Origin of the sequence: Clostridium moutaii, from assembly GCF_041205085.1 — a bacterium.
GTDB lineage: Bacteria > Bacillota > Clostridia > Clostridiales > Clostridiaceae > Clostridium_B > Clostridium_B moutaii.
In genome coordinates this window covers 467,658-485,891 of the sequence record NZ_JBGEWD010000001.1, presented here as the reverse complement: position 1 = coordinate 485,891, position 18,234 = coordinate 467,658, and the positions used below count along the sequence as shown (strand labels likewise).

The window sequence follows — 18,234 nt, the reverse complement described above, 5'->3', positions numbered from 1 at the left end:
TGTATAAGATGAAGATATTAGCCAGAACTTGAGGAGGAATAGACTTTGATGGAAATACGCAGAGCTTTAGACATAGTATTGAATAATACAACAGTGCTGGAAGGTGAAAAGGTTTCCCTGATTGAGTCTCTCAATAGAGTATTAGCAGCAAATATAAGTTCAAAAGATGATTTGCCTCCATTTGACAAGTCATCTATGGATGGATATGCTTTGAAAAGCAGTGATACCACAGATGGATTATTCAGATTTAAAATTGTTGGATCAATAAGGGCAGGAGATTTTCTAGATGAAGAAATAAAAAGTGGAGAAGCTGTAAAGATAATGACAGGGGCAGCGGTTCCAAAAGGTGCAGATGCAGTTATTCAGATAGAAAAAGTAAAAGCGGAGGGAAATGAACTTCGGGTATTCGAAAAAGTTTGTTGTGGAACTAACATATTAAAAAAAGGGGAAGAAATAAAAAATGGGGATATGGTTTTTGAAAGTGGAAAATTTTTGCGACCTTCAGAAGTAGGAATGCTGGCTTCCCTTGGATATGGTAAAGTGGATTGTCATAAAGTGCCCAAAATAATACTTATAAGTACAGGAGACGAACTTGTAGACATAGATGAAAAAATAACCAGGGGCAAAGTGAGAAACTGCAATGAATACGCATTGACTGCACTTGTTAAAAATTTAAATGGACACGTAAAATCCTATGGAATAATTAAAGATAATAGAGATGAAATTTTTAATGCTGTTAAAACTGCTTTTGAAGAAGGGGATATAGTTATAAGCTCTGGTGGAGTATCTGTAGGAGATTATGATTTTATAGAGGAAGTATTGAAGAAAATAGGGGCAGATATAAAATTTACATCTGTAGAAATTAAACCCGGTAAACCAGTTACATTTGCTACTTTTAAAGATAAATTATTCTTTGGGCTTCCAGGAAATCCACTGTCGGTTGTAAATACTTTTGAAGTTTTTGTAGCTCCGGCTATAAAGAAGATGATGGGAAGAAAAGATATCATAACTAAAGAATTTCCTGTAATTTTAAAAGATGACTTTAAATCCAAAGGTGACAGAGAAAATTATACTTATGTAAATATAAAAGAAAATGGTGGAAATTATTATGCTTATAGTATGGGATCACAGAGTTCTAATGCGCTTTTTACATTGACTCAATCCAATGGTATTGTAATTATAAAAAAAGGAACTAAGACTGTAAGGGCTGGAGAGACTTTAAATGGAAAGTTTATATTTAAATAAAATAGATGGAATAACAGCTTTTATTGAAAGCAATTTTATGGAGGGACCAGATAATGGGTAAAATTGTAGAATTTAATGTGATTAAATATGATGGAAAATGTAAAAAAACAATGACTGAGTCAACTATTTGCGAATACCCTCTGAATATATTTGTAAATGGTCAGCATTTAACGGTGCTTTTATGTACACCTGAAAAGTTAGAAGCATTGACTGTAGGTTTTTTGGCTTTTCAAGGCATTATAAAATCCTTTCATGAAATAAAATCCTTAAAAGTGGACAAGGAAAATGGAATATCAAAAGTATTATTGAAGGATGATACTTTTGACAGTTCACTGTATTTAAAACAGATACTGCCTGATACTTTTAATAATAATAAAGATATGGAGTTTTTTTCACATATTATAGATTCCTTGGGGATAAATACAATAACAGAGGACAATGTTCACATAGAATCAGAAAAAATTTATGATTTAATGAGAAGAAACCTTTCTTATTCCGAAGCTTTTAAGGCTACTGGAGGAGCACATTGTGCAGCTCTTTGTGATGGAAATAATATAATATGCATTTGTGAAGATGTAGCTAGGCATAATGCCGTGGATAAACTAATAGGTGAATCCTTCATAAAAAAAATTCCTTTGAGAGATAAGATATTATTTGTAAGCAGTAGAGTTTCTTTTGAAATGGTATTTAAAATTGCCAGATTTGGAGTTCCAATAATGATATCTAAATCTGCACCTACCGATCTTTCAATAAGATTTGCTGAGGCTCTAAATGTTACCTTAATTGGATTTGTAAGAGGCCAGAGAATGAATATCTATACAAATCCTCAGCGAATCAAGTGAGTTTTTTATGCCTCAATGTGTTTAAAGAATCAGTAAAAATTTAAACATTAAATTTTAACATAAAATCAAAACTAATATTTAAAGGAAGGTGAAATGTTCAATGGCAAATGTAGTGGAACAAAATGTAAAGAATGATAATTTGTCTGCACAGGATGTAATTGAAAAATATCCTAAAGAACAGAGATTTACTCTTGCTATACTTCAAGATATACAGAGAAAATATAAATATATACCCAGGGAAGCTTTAGAAAACCTGGCTGGATATTTGGACACTCCTATAAGCAGATTATATGGCATGGCTACTTTTTATAAGGCATTGAGTCTTACTCCAAAAGGTGAAAATATAATAACAGTTTGTGATGGAACCGCCTGTCACGTTGGAGGTTCTATGGTTGTAATGGATGAGCTTGAAAAGGTAATAGGAATTAAACCGGGAGAAACTACTGAGGATTTTAAATTTTCAATAAATACGGTCAATTGTATAGGCTGTTGCGCTATAGCACCTGTTATGATGATAAATGAAAAATATTATGGAAATTTAACACCTAAACTGGTTGAAGAAATTCTTAGTGAGTATGGGAGTGAGAATAATGAGTGATAAAAAAACTGTCAATGTATGCTGCGGTACGGGCTGTTTGGCTAAAGGCAGTATGGAAGTATACGAAGAATTGAAATCACAAATAACTAAATTAAATGCAGGCTCAGACGTAAATGTTGTGCTTAAGGCAACAGGTTGCGATGGATTATGTGAAAAAGGTCCTGTACTTAAAATATATCCAGATGATATTGCATATTTTAAAGTTAAAGTTGAGGATATAGAAGATGTAGTTAAAAAAACCCTGCTTAATGGTGAAATAATAGATAAATTGCTCTACTTTGAAACTTCTACTAAAAAGAGGCTGAGAAATCACAAGGAAAGTGAATTCTGTAAAAGACAAAATAAAATTGCTCTTAGAAATGTAGGAGAAATAGATCCAACAAGTCTTCAGGATTACATTGAAAGAGGTGGATACAAAGCCTTAAAGAAAGCTATTGGTACTATGAAACCTGAACAGGTTCTTGAGGAAATATCAAAATCAGGACTTAGAGGAAGAGGAGGAGCTGGATTCCCAACAGGACGTAAATGGAAAACTGCTGCTGATATCGATACTACTCCTATATATGTGGTCTGTAATGGTGATGAGGGAGATCCTGGGGCATTTATGGACAGAAGTATAATGGAAGGTGATCCCAACAGTGTCATAGAAGGTATGACTCTCTGTGCCTATGCAGTGGGAGGAACCAACGGTTTTGCTTATATAAGAGATGAATATGGACTTGCTGTAGAAAATATGCAAAAGGCAATAGATGAAGCCAGGAAAGAAAATTTGCTGGGAAAAAATATATTGGGAAGTGACTTTTCCTTTGATATACAGATAGTAAGGGGTGGAGGAGCCTTTGTATGTGGTGAGTCTACTGCTCTCATGTCTTCTATAGAAGGTATGGTAGGTGAACCCAGAGCTAAATATATACATACTACCGAAAAGGGGCTTTGGGGACAGCCAACTGTTTTAAATAACGTGGAGACCTGGGCTAATGTGCCTATAATAGTTGAAAAAGGTGGAGATTGGTATTATTCCATAGGCACTATGGAAAAGAGTAAGGGAACAAAAGTATTTTCATTGGTGGGAAAAGTTAAAAATACAGGACTTGTAGAAGTTCCAATGGGAACTACCTTAAGAGAGATAATATATGATATAGGTGGGGGAGTTTTAAATGACAGGAAGTTTAAGGCTGTTCAAATAGGGGGACCTTCCGGTGGATGTCTACCAGAAAATTATCTGGATCTGCAAGTTGACTATGATACTTTAGTTAAAGCAGACTCTATGATGGGTTCAGGCGGAATGATTGTAATGGATGACAGAACTTGTATGGTGGATGTAACCAGATATTATTTAAGTTTTCTAGCAGAAGAATCTTGTGGGAAATGTGTACCTTGTAGAGAGGGAGTAAAGAGGATGCTGGAGATATTAACAGACATATGTGATGGAAATGGCAGGGAAGGGGATATAGAAGAACTCCTCGAAATATGCTCCATGACCAGCCAGGCATCTTTGTGCAGTCTTGGTAAAAGCGCACCTAATCCAGTAATAGCTTCCATTAGATATTTTAGAGATGAATTTGAGGAACATATAAGGAATAAGAGATGCAGAGCAGGAGTCTGTAAAAAACTTACAACATTTGGCATAGATAAAGGTAAGTGTGTAGGATGCGATCTTTGCAGGAAAAATTGCCCGGCCGAGTGTATTACAGGTGAGGTCAAAAAACCTCATGAAATAGATGTGGATAAATGTTTGAGATGCGGCAATTGCATGAATATATGTAGATTTGATGCTGTTAAAGTTTTATAAGGGGGTGAAGGCAAATATGAAAATTACAATAGATGGTAAAATTTGTGAAGCTGAACGTGGAGAATTTATATTGGAAGTAGCTAGAAGAAACGATATATATATACCTACATTGTGTCATAGCGATGCACTTCCAGGGCTTGCCAGCTGCAGGCTCTGTATAGTGGAGGTCATAGATAGAGGACGTTCAAAAATTGTAACCTCGTGTATATTTCCTATAAGTAAAGAAGTACAGGTTGTAACTAATTCTCATAAGATAAATAGAATGAGGAAAAATATAATTATGCTGCTGCAGGCACGATGCCCTGCAAATAAAGAAGTGGCAGAATTGGCCAGGGCTTTTGAAGTTGAACAAAAAAGAGTGAAAAGGTTTAAATTAAATACAGAAGAAAACTGTATTTTATGTGGACTTTGTGCAAGTGCCTGCAGGGAACTTGGGGCTGGAGCTATATCCACAGTTAATAGAGGTATATATAAGGAAGTATCTACTCCATACAATGAACCCTCACCTGAATGTATAGGTTGTGGCTCTTGTGCCAATGTATGCCCTACAAATGCCATAGAAGTAAAGGACTGGGATGGAGAAAGAGAAATATGGGGTAAAAAGTTTAAGATGGTGAAGTGTGATTTATGTGGAGAATATTTTGCCACAGAAGAGCATATTAAATACGCCTATGACAGATTGGGAATAGAACAACCGGAAAAGCTTCTATGCAGTAAATGCAAAAAGAAAATTGCAGCTAAGGATATAAAGGATATGTTTGAAAATGTTTAAGTTCATACTATAAACATCCTGTTAATAACGTGTTTTTTATAATAATGCATAACTATGAAGAGGATTTTACAAATTAAGTTTTAAATAAATGAAAGGCGGGTAAGTTAAATGAAACCAGATCTTAATTCGTTTGTAATAGTAGATCCTGATAAATGCATAGGATGTAGGGCCTGTGAAATTGCCTGTGCTGCAAAGCATAGAGAAAAAAATAATCAAGGGCAAACTATTGGAACCATGAATGGTATTGTAACTCCAAGAAGATTTTTGGTGCAGAATAAAGGTACTGTTATGCCCATACAATGCAGGCATTGTGAAGACGCACCTTGTGCAAATTCATGTCCTGTAAGTGCCATAGTTGAAAAGAATGGAAGCATAATTGTAAATGAGAAAATGTGCATAGGATGTAAAACTTGTGTATTGGTATGTCCTGTAGGCGCGGTGGATTTACTGCCTAAAATTGAAAGCAATACAATTACAGGTGGAATTGGGGTTAAAGTTAGAGTTGCAGCTTATAAATGTGATCTATGCAAAGAAGAAGGAGGAACTCCTGCTTGTGTTAAAGAATGTCCAGAAGATGCTTTGAGAGTGGTAGATCCTAGGGAAAACAAGAAGGATCGCAGTGTTAAAGCAGCCTTGGAATTACTTGAAGTCAATGGAAATATTTAATTCATATGCTATAAAAATTAGGGAAAGAAGGGAATGTTAGATATGCTCACGGGTACTCCTATTATAAATATAGATAAAGAATTGTGTACAGGTTGCAGAAGATGTGCAGAAGTTTGTCCGGTAGATGCTATAGAAGGAGAAGAGGGCAAACCTCAGTCAATAAATAAAGATAAATGTGTAATGTGCGGTCAGTGCGTTCAAATGTGCAAAGGTTATGAATCCGTATATGATGAAGTTCCTACTCCTATGAGTAAAAGATTGTTTGACAGAGGATTATTAGAAGATGTAGATGAACCCCTTTTTGCGGCATATAATGTAAGTCAGGTAAAAAAAATCAAAGATATATTAAAAAATAGAGATACATTCAAGATAGTACAATGTGCTCCTGCTGTAAGAGTTGCCATAGGAGAAGATTTTGGATTACCTCTTGGGACTCTTAGTCCGGGAAAAATGGCGGCTGCACTGAGAAAGCTTGGATTTGACAGGGTATATGATACTAATTTCGGAGCGGATCTTACTATAATGGAAGAGGGTAGTGAATTATTAAAGAGAGTAACAGAAGGAGGAATATTGCCCATGTTTACCTCCTGTTGTCCTGCCTGGGTAAAGTATGTGGAGCAAACTTATCCAGAACTTCTCCCTCATCTTTCGAGTTGTAAATCACCGCAGCAGATGGCTGGAGCTATTTTTAAAACCTATGGGGCCAGGGTTGACAGAGTAAATCCAGCTAGAATGTATACAGTATCTGTCATGCCATGTACATGCAAGGAATTTGAATGTGAAAGGGAAGAAATGCAGGACAGTGGATATAGAGATGTAGATGCGGCTATAACTACAAGAGAATTGGTATATTTAATAAAGGATGCTCATATTGATTTTAATGATCTAAAGGAGGAGGAATTTGATACTCCCCTTGGAATGTATACTGGGGCAGGAACTATATTTGGTTCTACTGGTGGAGTTATGGAAGCAGCTCTTAGAACAGGATATGAATTGTATACTAAAAAACCCATTCCTAAAATAGATCTTACTATGGTAAGAGGTGGAGAAGGATTTAGAGTTGCACAGGTGGATTTAGGGGATTTCAAATTAAAAGTAGCAGTAGTTTCAGGATTACAGCATGTAAAAGAAGTTATGGAGAGTGTAAAAAACGGCAGGTGTCATATTCATTTTATAGAAGTTATGACATGCCCGCAGGGATGTATAAGCGGCGGAGGTCAGCCAAAAATTATATTTGAATCGGATAAAGAATCAGCCTATGATAAAAGAAAAGCAGGATTGTACATGCATGATTCCAATCTAGTTTTTAGAAAGTCTCATGAAAATCCTGAAATACGGAAAATATACAAGGACTTTTTAGAAGAACCACTAGGGTATAGATCCCATGAGTTATTGCATACAAAATATAAGTCCAGAAAAGAGGAGAATTAAGAGATGAAAAATTGCTTCGTAGTAGCAAATCCCAACAAGTGTATAGGATGCAGAACCTGTGAAGCAGCTTGTGCTATTGCACATTCTGGAGAAGATTTTTTTAATGCAAATATTTCGAAAATCAATTTCAATCCCCGTTTGAATGTAATAAAAACTGCGAAAATAAGTGCACCAGTACAGTGCAGACAATGTGAAGATTCTCCTTGTGCAAGTGTGTGTCCGGTTAATGCTATTACTAATGAAGAGGGCTATGTATTTGTGGATCAAAATATCTGTATAGGATGTAAAACCTGTTTAATAGCTTGTCCTTATGGAGTTATAGAGCTAATCACTGAATATAAGAATGGAGAAAAAATACTTCAAAATAAATTTAAAGTAATGAGTAATGAGGGAACATTGGGGGATAAGAAAGAAAAGGTAGTGGCCAATAAATGTGATCTCTGCAAAGATAGAGAGAACGGGCCGGCCTGTATAGAAGTTTGTCCAACAAAAGCACTTCAATTAGTAACTTATGATGATAATCAGAATATTATTAAAAAGAAATCTGAAAATGAATGTAAAGCTGGTTAAAAATTTGGTGAATAATATTAAAGTACAGTGGGCAAGCTGTACTTTAATATTTTACACAGAAATAATCTTAGATTTTTAGGCTTTTTAAGTCTAGAACTATTAAAATGCTTTTCAAACGTATATTTAATTATATTAATTAAGCAATTTTTGTGCCAGCTCATAAGGCAGCCGTATATGCAGTGAGTTTTAAGCAGTATATCATAATGATAAAAAAACAGTATCAATATGATAAAATAAAAAATAGTTATCATATTGATACTGTTTTTCTTTTATTCAATACTAAAATATGGTATACTTTAGCTAAACGTATATTCACTATGTCTGAAAGGAGGGTAAAGCAGTGGAAAATCTGGATTTTGCTCAAGAGGAAAGTAATATGTGCAGAATTGATATGGACAGCATATTGGAATATGATATATCGTCCTTCATACTTCAGGCTATTTTTGATTGCTGCTATGATGGACTTATAATTACAGATGAAAATCTTTTAATAAAAAAAGTGAATACAACAGCTGTTAAAATATTAGGCGTAAAAGAAGAGGAAATATATACAACTTATTTAAATGAAATATTAAAAGATGATGTGCTTAAATCCATATTGCTTACGGGAGAAAATAAGTTTTCACAGGATTGCAATTTTTATATAAATGGAAGCAGGATAAGATGTATTATAAATTTGGTTCCTGTAAAATTAAGGGGAAGAATAATAGGTTTGGTACTTGCAATTAGGGATACTAAGAATCTTCATAAAATGGTAAACAATGTAGTGGGATACAAGGCATCTTTTACTTTTGATGATGTAATTACAAGAAGTGAAAACGTTAAGACTACTATAAAGCTTGCCAAAAGGGCAGCTAGAACAAACTGCAATATACTTATAGAAGGTAGGAGTGGGACGGGAAAAGAAGTATTTGCACAATCCGTTCATAATTATAGCAGTAGGAGTAAAGGACCTTTTGTGGCGGTGAATTGTGCCGCAATACCAAGGGAACTGGTGGAAAGTGAATTATTTGGATATGAAAAAGGAGCTTTTACAGGTGCAGCAAGAGGAGGTAACCCGGGAAAATTTGAATTGGCAGATGGGGGAACCATATTTTTAGATGAAATAGGTGAACTTCCCCTGGATATTCAATCCAAGCTTTTAAGAGTGCTGGATAACCTTAAAATAGTGAGAGTAGGCGGGAATTATGAGAAGCCAATTGATGTTAGAGTAATTGCAGCTACAAACAGAGTACTTGCAGATGAAATAGAGAACAAAAATTTTAGAAGCGATCTATATTATAGACTGAATGTTATGAGTATTCATCTTTTACCTTTAAATGATAGGAAAGAGGATATAGAGCTTTTGGCACAACATTTTGTAAATAGATTAAACATTAAAAATCCTTCCGAACCCAAGTATATAGATCCATCATATATTAAAAGATTAAATCAACATAGTTTTGAAGGCAATATAAGGGAGCTTAGAAATATAGTGGAGAGATCCTATTATCTTTGTGAAGATACAATGATAACTTCACAATATCTTATGGAAAAAAATTTAAAAAGTGAAATCACAATAAAAAGTGATTTACCTAAGAAAATCTTACCTTTAGAAATTGTAGAGGAACAATGTATTAGAGATGCACTTCGATATTGTCAGGGAAATGCCATGAAAGCATCTGAACTATTGAAAATAGGTAAAGCTACCATATATAGGAAAATAAACAAATATGGTATAGATTTGAGTATATATGATGAAAAACCTTTGAAATAGTTGATGCTAAAAATATATAATTTTTATATTACAAGGTGCGTGAGCTTATTTCAATACAAAATTTTCAAATAAAAAATACGAATACATGATATAATAAATTTAAAGGATATAATTGGTTATATATGTATGTTTTGTACAAATAATATATTTGAAAGTGTTCAACGAACTGAGTGATGATAGGTAAAATGCCTATTATCCTGTTAGGATAAACGGAAAATCATGATGGAGGTTTGAATATGAAAATATCTGAAATTATGAAAAAAAGAATGAGCTTTTCCTTTGAGGTGTTCCCGCCTAAAACGGATCAGCCCATGGAGCCTCTTTTAGACACCTTAGAACATCTTTATACTTTTAGACCTGATTTTATTAGCTGTACTTATGGTGCTGGAGGAACGAATGCGGGACGGAATATCGAAGTTTGCAAGGCAATTAAAGAAAGCGGAAAGGCCACTCCTGTAACCCATTTTACTTGTATCGGCAATAAAAAGGAAAATATAAAAAAAAGTTTGCAGACATATCTAGATATGGGCGTTGACCACATTTTAGCATTACGTGGTGATTTTCCAAAAGGATGGGAAGGGACAAGAGGCGATTTTAATTATGCGAATGAATTAGTTACATTTATTAAAGAGAATTTCCCTGAATTTTGTATTGCTGTAGCGGGCAATCCGGAAAAGCATTTTCAAGCTGCCTCTTTTGAAGAAGATATTGTCCATCTTCGTGTAAAACAAGATTCAGGTGCCGACTATATCATGACGCAGTTATGCCATGATGTAGAGCAATATGAATGGTGGGCGGAGAAGATTCGAAAAGCAGGCATTTCGTTGCCAATAGATGTAGGAGTAATGCCGGTACTTTCGAAAGATCCTATCATTCGTATGACGGTATCTAACGGCAGTGCAATTCCAAGAGAACTGGCAGAAATAATTGGAAGATATAGTGACAATCCAGAGGACTTCAAAAAAGCAGGTAAAGAGTATACGGTAAAACAAATTTACAAGTTTATAAATGCAGGAATAAATGGACTTCATATTTATTCTCTAAATAAATGGAAGGATATAACTGATATTTTAAATGACGCTGGTATCCTAAATTCAAATAAATAAATCAACACAACAGAGTGGTCAAAGCTGTTTTTACTGGCCTGCCAGGACGAACATAGTTCACCTTGCTACTGTAAAAGTGTACCCTCTATATGTGACGTTTTTGCAGTATAAAAGAAAAAATGCAGTTTAAATTAAAAAGATTGTAATGACTTGCATAAATCATTACAATCTTTTGAAATCATATAAAATTTTGTGTGAACTGAATAAAAATTACTTTTAGCAATAAATCCTTCTTATGGTATTACTTTGCTATTCCCTTTCTAGTCTCCAATGGAATTTTACATTCGCAAGGCATTGACAGCTGGCATTTCTGACATAAAAAGTTGTTACAGGAGGTGTTCTTTTTATTATGACTGCTAATAGAGTGGACAGGACACATTTGAATACAATTCCCACATGAATTGCAATAATCGTAAATTCCATCATAAGTTCTTTTGGTAGTTTTATAGGGTATACTTACAATTATACTTCCAAGCCTGCCAGCACATCCCCGTTTGGTTATAAGAGACTTGCTCAAGCCTAAGGTTCCCAGACCGGATATAAACGCTATGTGTCTTTCGGACCAATTGCTTTTGTAATTTTGTACTGTAAACCTGGAGCTCATGGAAGGAATAACCGAAATTCCGCCAATTTCATCTATCTTTTTTGCTATGAATTTGCAGAGAGCATTGTTAAAAGATACATTTTCAATTTTTTTATAAATCCATTCTCGTGAAGAGGTGGAGTTTTTATTCCTAATTAGATTTCTGATATTTGATGAAAAAGGCAGAAAATATGATATAACTGACTTCGCTTCAGGCATCCACTCTTTAGGGGTTAAATGATGGATACCTATTATTTTATTATCCTTTAATCTCAAAAATAATGGATCTTCGGCCTGAGCAACTCCTATTAGGGGTGCATCGAAGATTCTTGTATTATTTAATTCAGAAATTTTATTATAAGGTGAAGTCAAGGTGAATTCGTTTACCTGCCTTATGATATTTTCAATCTTATATACAGGGGATGTCTTCTCCGGTACGTCGTCTAAATTCATATAAGTTAAATTGACATATATACTTTTTTTCAGAGTTCTATATTTATTAGGAGATAACCCTTCATATTTCATAAAAACCTTGCTGAAATATGCAGGATCTATATATCCCACACTAAGAGCTATACTGCTCATGCTCTTGTCTGTAGTAGTTAAAAGGCGCTTTGATTCTTTTAAACGAATTTTAGATAAATAGTCTATAAAATTTACACCTGTATTATATTTAAAATATCTGCTGAAATACTGAGGACTTAGATGAACTTCCGCAGCAGTGGACTCCAGATTTATGTTTTTATTAAAATTTCTATTTATAAAATCTATGGCAGTATAGATTATGTCCTTATCAGGCTCCTCTTTGCCATTGGTTAAATGTGAATAAATTTTATCCTTTTCTTTAAGTAAAAGTAGAATTTTATCTATTGAATCTTTCAATTCTGAAGGTTTTGCCGGTTTTAGAATATAATCTTTTACCCCAAGCTTAATGGCATTTTGAGCAAAATTAAAGTCATCATAAGCTGTCAAAATAATAGTTTTTACATTTGGAAGAAACTCAGATATTGCCTTTTGAGCTTCAAGTCCATTCTTTTCAGGCATTTTAATATCCATTATAATTATATGAGGGTTATATTTTTTTGCCAATAATATAGCTTCATTTCCAGTTTTAGCATCTTCAACAATATCCAAGTTTTTAAAAGTCCTTTTTAGTATAAGCCTCATGGCCTGCCGTTCTAATGTTTCGTCATCCGCAATTAACAACTTATACATTAATATAATCACCTCCAGCAAATTTTAATAAACTAATGGAAGTTTAATATAAACTGTTGTTCCCACATTAATGGAACTTTTAATGTCAATTCCATACTGGGAACCAAAATAGTATTTTATTCTATCTTGTACTATCTGAATTCCTATACTGATATTTGAATCATCTTTATTTGAAGAATTCATTTTATTTTTTAGTGATTTTAATTCTTTAGCTCCCATTCCAACTCCATTATCCTGAATTTCAAAAACTATATATTTTTCAGATAAAATTTTAGAAATTATACGAACTTTTCCAAATTCTTTTTTGGGCTCTATGCCGTGTATGACTGCATTTTCTATTATAGGCTGCAGAGTCATGGCCGGGATTTTACAATCCAATACATTGCTTGATATATTTATCTCATAATCTAGCTTGTCCTTAAATCGTACGGACTGAATGAATAAATATTTCTTTATATTATCTATCTCAGTAGATATATTCACCATTTTATCAGAATTTCTTAAGCTGTATCTCAATATATCCGACAGTGCATATATGAGTTCTACAGTATTGTTAGAACTTTCTAAAAGTGACATGCTGGCCATGGTATTTAAAGTGTTAAACAAAAAATGAGGATTGATCTGTGCTTGAATAGATTTTATTTGAATATCTCTGGCTAATTGCTGAAATTTCATTTTTTCTTTTGTCTCCTGCAATAGTTCAGAGTGTGTAATATTGGCAATTCCCATTTTAGCAATAAGGTTGGCAAACATATAGAGAAAATCAGCAGCATTTTTTACCTTCTCATATTCCACAATATTTACCTCTTTTAAAGTATATTTTAACTTATCCAGTGGTAAATACAATTCTTTAGAGAGTTTTTTTAAATCAATTGAATTTTTTGTGTTATCTTCTTTTATAGAAACTTGTCCACAAAGCATCGATCCAAGATGAACATTATTCACAATTATAGGAGCAGAAAAATCTGTAAGTCCAGCATGGCAGCGATAGATTATGGGTTTCTTTAATTTAGAAGATTTCAGGCCTCCGACAGCATCGCAATCTATACATCGTCTATAACCTTCCTTAGAAGTTCGTATAAGATTACAGTATTTTGAAAAGTTACTGGGCTTTATAACAGGAACACCTGCTCTATCCACGGTTATTGTAGACAGGTTAGTTAATTTAGAGTACTTGTCTTGTATGTCTTGAAGAGAACCTACATCTATAATTTTATCCAATGTGTATTGCTCTAAATCATACATATTAACACCTCATTAGGAATCATATCTAATGCAAAAAATTAATTTTATTTGATAATTTGGAATATTTAAATCATGCTAACTTATTACTTATATATAATTATAACCTGAAATATAAATTTATCAAATAAAATTCGAGTTCAAATGTAAAAAAAGTACATAAATAGATATAAAAAATACAAATTAAAATAGTTAATATAGGTATTAAATTAAGCAATAATTTGCAAAATAAGTAGGTGAAAGTAATATACAATTAAATTAAGAATTAATATTATTTAATGGAGGTGTTCCTATGGGACAGGAAGCATTGGGAATGATAGAAACAAGAGGATTGGTGGGAGCAATAGAAGCCGCTGATTCAATGGTAAAGGCAGCAAATGTAGTACTTATTGGATATGAAAAAATTGGATCGGGCCTTGTAACCGTTATGGTAAGAGGTGATGTGGGAGCAGTAAAGGCTGCTACAGATGCTGGTGCAGCTTCAGCCAAGAGAGTAGGGGAAGTTATATCAATACATGTTATTCCAAGACCGCATACAGATGTAGAGAAAATATTACCTAAAATTTCAGAATAATTGATTAGAGGTAGATATGATGGATAATGAGTTAATAGAAAAGGTTTTAGAGGAAATCAGGAAAAAAGTAAATTTGAAAGATTTTGATCAGGAACAATTAAACAAAATTATAAAGTCATCATCCGAAAATTTAATACAAACACAAAATAATATTCAAAAAGAGAACAAGATAGATAATAAGAGGGAGGTAGATGTAATGAGTGCACCATCACCAATAACTGAATTTGTTGGAACAGCAAATTATGGAGATACAGTTGGGTTAGTAATTGCAAATGTTGATAGCCTATTGCATGAAAAAATGGGTATTGACAAGAAATATCGTTCTATAGGAATCATAAGTGACAGAACAGGGGCGGGTCCTCAGATAATGGCTGCTGATGAAGCTGTAAAGGCTACCAATACAGAGGTTGTAAGTATTGAACTTCCAAGAGATACAAAAGGTGGAGCAGGGCACGGCTGCTTAATAATATTGGCTTCAGAAGATGTATCTGATTCAAGAAGGGCAGTAGAAGTGGCCCTTAAAGATACTGACAGAACTTTTGGAGATGTTTATGGATTTGATGCAGGACATGTAGAATTACATTATACTGCAAGAGCAAGCCTGGCATTGAATAAGGCCTTCGGTGCTCCAATAGGAAAGTCATTTGGAATAATAGTAGGTGCGCCGGCAGGACTGGGAGTGGTAATGGCAGATACAGCACTTAAGACCGCAAATGTTGATCTGGTAACTTATGCAAGTCCTGGAAACGGAGGAACTTCATATACAAACGAAGTTATCATAACTGTAACTGGAGATTCAGGTGCTGTAAGGCAGTCGGTAATTGCTGCTAGGGAAGTAGGATTGTCCATTGCGAGATCAATGGGTCAAAACCCTGTGTCTACTACGGGTACCCCTTATGTTTAATATTTAAAAATTTAAAGGGATTAAATATGTTTAAGGAGGATTTCAATTAATGAAAAGATCTAAGAGGTTTGAAGTATTAGAGAAAAGACCAGTTCATCAAGATGGTTATGTTAAAGAATGGCCAGAAGTTGGACTTATAGCAATAGGAAGTCCAAATGATCCAAAGCCAAGCATAAAGCTGGAAGATGGAAAAATAGTTGAGATGGATGGAAAGAAGAGAGAAGATTTTGATTTTATAGATACTTTTCTGGCAGATCACTCAATAAATTTAAAAAACACTGAGAAAGCCATGGCATTGGATTCAACTGATATCGCAAGAATGCTTGTTGATATAAATGTTTCAAGAGATGAAATAATAAAAGTAACAACTGCTCTTACTGCAGCAAAATTAGTAGAAGTAGTTGACAAATTAAATGTAGTTGAAATGATGATGGCTATTCAAAAGATGAGAGCAAGAAGAACACCTGCCAATCAAGCACATGTAACCAATCTGAGAGATAATCCAGTTCAGATTGCAGCAGATGCAGCAGAAGCTGCAATAAGAGGATTTGCAGAGATGGAAACAACTGTAGGTATAGTAAGATATGCTCCATTTAATGCAATCTCAATTTTAGTAGGATCCCAGACAGGAAGACCGGGAATTTTAACACAGTGTTCGCTGGAAGAAGCTACAGAACTTAAATTAGGTATGCTTGGATTTACAGCTTATGCGGAGACAATATCTGTATACGGTACAGAAAATGTATTTGTAGATGGTGATGATACTCCATATTCCAAGACCTTCCTTGCATCAGCTTATGCATCAAGAGGACTTAAAATGAGATTTACTTCAGGTACTGGTTCTGAGGTTCAAATGGGATATGCAGAAGGAAAATCCATGCTTTATCTGGAAGCCAGGTGCGTAATGATGACAAAAGGTGCTGGGGTTCAGGGACTTCAAAATGGATCAGTTAGTTGTATAGGTGTGCCGGCAGCAGTACCGGGAGGTATCAGGGCAGTACTTGGAGAAAACCTTATAACTGAAATGCTTGATCTTGAAGTTGCTTCAAGTAATGACCAGACCTTTACACATTCACAGATAAGAAAAACTGCCAGAACTATGATGCAATTTTTACCAGGAACTGATTTCATATGTTCAGGTTATAGTTCAACTCCAAATTATGACAATATGTTTGCAGGTTCAAACTGGGATGCAGAAGATTATGATGATTGGCTAGTTCTTCAAAGAGATTTAAAAGTCGATGGCGGTCTTCAACCAGTAAAAGAAGAAGATGTTATAGCAGTTAGAAATAAAGCGGCTAAAGCAATGCAGGCACTGTTTAGAGAACTGGGATTACCAGCTGTAACTGACGAGGAAGTTGAAGCAGCAACTTATGCTCATGGAAGTAAAGATATGCCGGCTAGAAACGTAGTAGAGGATTTGAAGGCAGCTCAGGAATTGCTTACAAGAGGCATGACAGGACTGGATATAGTAAAAGGACTTTATAAGGGCGGATTTACTGATGTAGCAGAAAGAGTTCTCAGCATACTTAGGCAGAGAATAGCTGGCGATTATTTACATCCATCTTCAATATTTGATGACAAGTTCAATGTTATAAGTGCTGTAAATGATAAAAATGATTATATGGGACCTGGAACTGGATATAGAGTAGAAGGAGAAAGATGGAATCAATTAAAAGATATAACATTTGCTCTAGATCCTGAAAAAATGTAAAGGAAAGAGGGATTAGTTATGGTAAATTCAGTATCCAACGAAGAATTAATAGAATCTATAGTGCAGAAGGTTTTAAGTCAGCTGCCAGCTAATACTAATAACAGCAGTGCTTCTTCAAACAGTGATTCACCTGCTGCGAAAGTAGGAAATATGAAAATTGAGGAAGTAGGACCGGCAGAAAAGGGCAAGAGAAGCGACGAAGTTGTAATAGCATTGGCGCCGGCTTTTGGATTATATCAAACAGAAACAATAATTGGAATACCTCATAATGAGGTTTTAAGAGAAATCATGGCAGGAATAGAAGAAGAAGGCATTGCCGTAAGATTTATTAGAGTCTTAAATACTTCAGATGTAGCTTTTATAGCTCATGCAGCAGCAAAATTAAGCGGTTCAGGTGTTGGAATAGGAATACAATCAAAGGGAACTACAGTTATTCATCAAAAAGATTTGGAACCATTGAATAACCTTGAATTGTTTTCACAGGCACCTCTAATAGATAAAAAGACTTTCAGAGCAATAGGAAAAAATGCGGCTAAATATGCTAAAGGTGAATCGCCAGATCCAGTTCCAGTTGTAAATGACCAAATGGCAAGACCGAAATATCAAGCAAAAGCAGCAATTCTTCATATAAAAGAAACTCAGCATGTAAATAGAGCTGCTAAGCCTATAGCACTAAAAGTAATTTTTGAATAGGGGTGAAATTATGGATAATAATGATTTAATACAACAGATAGTTAGTGAAGTTTTAAAGAACATAGATCCCAATAAAAGTAGCAGTACAGCAAAGACAGCAGTAAACAGCTGTAGCGGAGAAAGACTAACTAAAGAGGACTATCCTTTAATTCAAAAAAGACCTGATCTTGTAAAAACGAATACAGGTAAAAATATAAAGGATATAAAAATTGAAGATGTTTTGAATGGAAAAATAACTCCAGATGATATAAAGATAACTCCAGAAGTACTTTTATATCAAGCTCAAATAGCAGAGTCAGTTGGCAGAGATCAGTTTGCAACGAATCTTAAGAGAGCAGCTGAGCTCACTAAAGTACCAGATGCTAGAGTGCTTGAAATTTACGGAGCTCTAAGACCACACAGATCTACAAAACAGGAATTACTGGACATAGCAGATGAACTGCAAAATAAATATAATGCAAATATTAATGCTTCACTTGTAAGAGAAGCAGCTGAAGTATATGAAAAAAGAGATATGTTTAGATCTTAGGC

The 18,234-nt window shown here is 34.4% G+C and carries 17 protein-coding genes; 15 read left to right on the top strand and 2 right to left on the bottom strand.

The genetic code is table 11. The features are described from left to right. The first annotated feature begins 48 nt into the window (after positions 1-48). The 10 genes from AB8U03_RS02510 (at position 49) to AB8U03_RS02465 (ending at position 10,778) form a co-directional block, all read left to right on the top strand. Positions 49-1,245: a molybdopterin molybdotransferase MoeA gene (locus tag AB8U03_RS02510; RefSeq protein ID WP_369702946.1), complete on the top strand. Its 1,197-nt coding sequence runs from the start codon at positions 49-51 to the stop codon at positions 1,243-1,245. Positions 1,246-1,298: 53 nt separating this feature from the next. Further along, a complete protein-coding gene (gene fdhD / locus AB8U03_RS02505) occupies positions 1,299-2,087 on the top strand; it encodes a formate dehydrogenase accessory sulfurtransferase FdhD (protein WP_369702945.1) in 789 nt (262 codons plus the stop codon). 100 nt (positions 2,088-2,187) lie between these two features. Next, the gene (nuoE, locus tag AB8U03_RS02500) at positions 2,188-2,685 is read left to right on the top strand and encodes an NADH-quinone oxidoreductase subunit NuoE (RefSeq protein WP_369702944.1); all 498 of its coding nucleotides are present in this window, start codon (positions 2,188-2,190) and stop codon (positions 2,683-2,685) included. Beyond that, positions 2,678-4,477: an NADH-ubiquinone oxidoreductase-F iron-sulfur binding region domain-containing protein gene (locus AB8U03_RS02495; protein WP_369702943.1), complete on the top strand. Its 1,800-nt coding sequence runs from the start codon at positions 2,678-2,680 to the stop codon at positions 4,475-4,477. Before nuoE ends, AB8U03_RS02495 begins: the two co-directional genes overlap by 8 nt. A 16-nt stretch (positions 4,478-4,493) precedes the next feature. After that, positions 4,494-5,249 carry a 2Fe-2S iron-sulfur cluster-binding protein gene (locus AB8U03_RS02490; RefSeq protein WP_369702942.1) on the top strand — a complete coding sequence of 252 codons (756 nt, stop codon included), beginning with the start codon at positions 4,494-4,496 and terminating at the stop codon, positions 5,247-5,249. A 108-nt stretch (positions 5,250-5,357) separates the two neighbouring features. After that, complete coding sequence (locus AB8U03_RS02485; RefSeq protein ID WP_369702941.1) at positions 5,358-5,915, top strand: 4Fe-4S dicluster domain-containing protein; 558 nt, start codon at positions 5,358-5,360, stop codon at positions 5,913-5,915. A gap of 33 nt (positions 5,916-5,948) precedes the next feature. Continuing rightward, complete coding sequence (locus AB8U03_RS02480; protein WP_369702940.1) at positions 5,949-7,346, top strand: [FeFe] hydrogenase, group A; 1,398 nt, start codon at positions 5,949-5,951, stop codon at positions 7,344-7,346. 3 nt (positions 7,347-7,349) lie between these two features. After that, the gene (locus AB8U03_RS02475) at positions 7,350-7,916 is read left to right on the top strand and encodes a 4Fe-4S dicluster domain-containing protein (RefSeq protein WP_369702939.1); all 567 of its coding nucleotides are present in this window, start codon (positions 7,350-7,352) and stop codon (positions 7,914-7,916) included. Between the two features lie 376 nt (positions 7,917-8,292). Then, complete coding sequence (locus AB8U03_RS02470; protein WP_369703027.1) at positions 8,293-9,672, top strand: sigma-54 interaction domain-containing protein; 1,380 nt, start codon at positions 8,293-8,295, stop codon at positions 9,670-9,672. Between the two features lie 236 nt (positions 9,673-9,908). Then, positions 9,909-10,778: a methylenetetrahydrofolate reductase gene (locus AB8U03_RS02465; RefSeq protein ID WP_369702938.1), complete on the top strand. Its 870-nt coding sequence runs from the start codon at positions 9,909-9,911 to the stop codon at positions 10,776-10,778. Positions 10,779-11,019: 241 nt separating this feature from the next. On the opposite strand, the gene AB8U03_RS02460 is transcribed toward AB8U03_RS02465, so the two are convergent. Together AB8U03_RS02460 and AB8U03_RS02455 are read right to left on the bottom strand one after the other, a co-directional pair. Next, entirely contained in the window at positions 11,020-12,576 is a 1,557-nt protein-coding gene (locus AB8U03_RS02460) for a response regulator (RefSeq protein ID WP_369702937.1), read from the bottom strand. A 24-nt stretch (positions 12,577-12,600) separates the two neighbouring features. After that, positions 12,601-13,821, bottom strand: a complete 1,221-nt coding sequence (locus AB8U03_RS02455; RefSeq protein WP_369702936.1) for a sensor histidine kinase — start codon at positions 13,819-13,821, stop codon at positions 12,601-12,603. 289 nt (positions 13,822-14,110) lie between these two features. Here AB8U03_RS02455 and pduA point away from each other — a divergent pair, with 289 nt between their 5' ends. The 5 genes from pduA to AB8U03_RS02430 are packed head-to-tail and all read left to right on the top strand — an operon-like array spanning position 14,111 to position 18,232. Further along, on the top strand, positions 14,111-14,392 hold the full coding sequence (gene pduA / locus AB8U03_RS02450) for a propanediol utilization microcompartment protein PduA (protein ID WP_369702935.1): 282 nt from the start codon (positions 14,111-14,113) through the stop codon (positions 14,390-14,392). 16 nt (positions 14,393-14,408) lie between these two features. After that, the gene (gene pduB, locus AB8U03_RS02445; protein WP_369702934.1) at positions 14,409-15,296 is read left to right on the top strand and encodes a propanediol utilization microcompartment protein PduB; all 888 of its coding nucleotides are present in this window, start codon (positions 14,409-14,411) and stop codon (positions 15,294-15,296) included. Between the two features lie 49 nt (positions 15,297-15,345). Further along, positions 15,346-17,010: a propanediol/glycerol family dehydratase large subunit gene (locus tag AB8U03_RS02440; RefSeq protein ID WP_369702933.1), complete on the top strand. Its 1,665-nt coding sequence runs from the start codon at positions 15,346-15,348 to the stop codon at positions 17,008-17,010. Positions 17,011-17,028: 18 nt separating this feature from the next. After that, complete coding sequence (locus AB8U03_RS02435) at positions 17,029-17,703, top strand: propanediol/glycerol family dehydratase medium subunit (RefSeq protein ID WP_369702932.1); 675 nt, start codon at positions 17,029-17,031, stop codon at positions 17,701-17,703. A 10-nt stretch (positions 17,704-17,713) separates the two neighbouring features. Next, positions 17,714-18,232: a diol dehydratase small subunit gene (locus AB8U03_RS02430; protein ID WP_369702931.1), complete on the top strand. Its 519-nt coding sequence runs from the start codon at positions 17,714-17,716 to the stop codon at positions 18,230-18,232. The last annotated feature ends 2 nt before the right edge of the window (positions 18,233-18,234 follow it).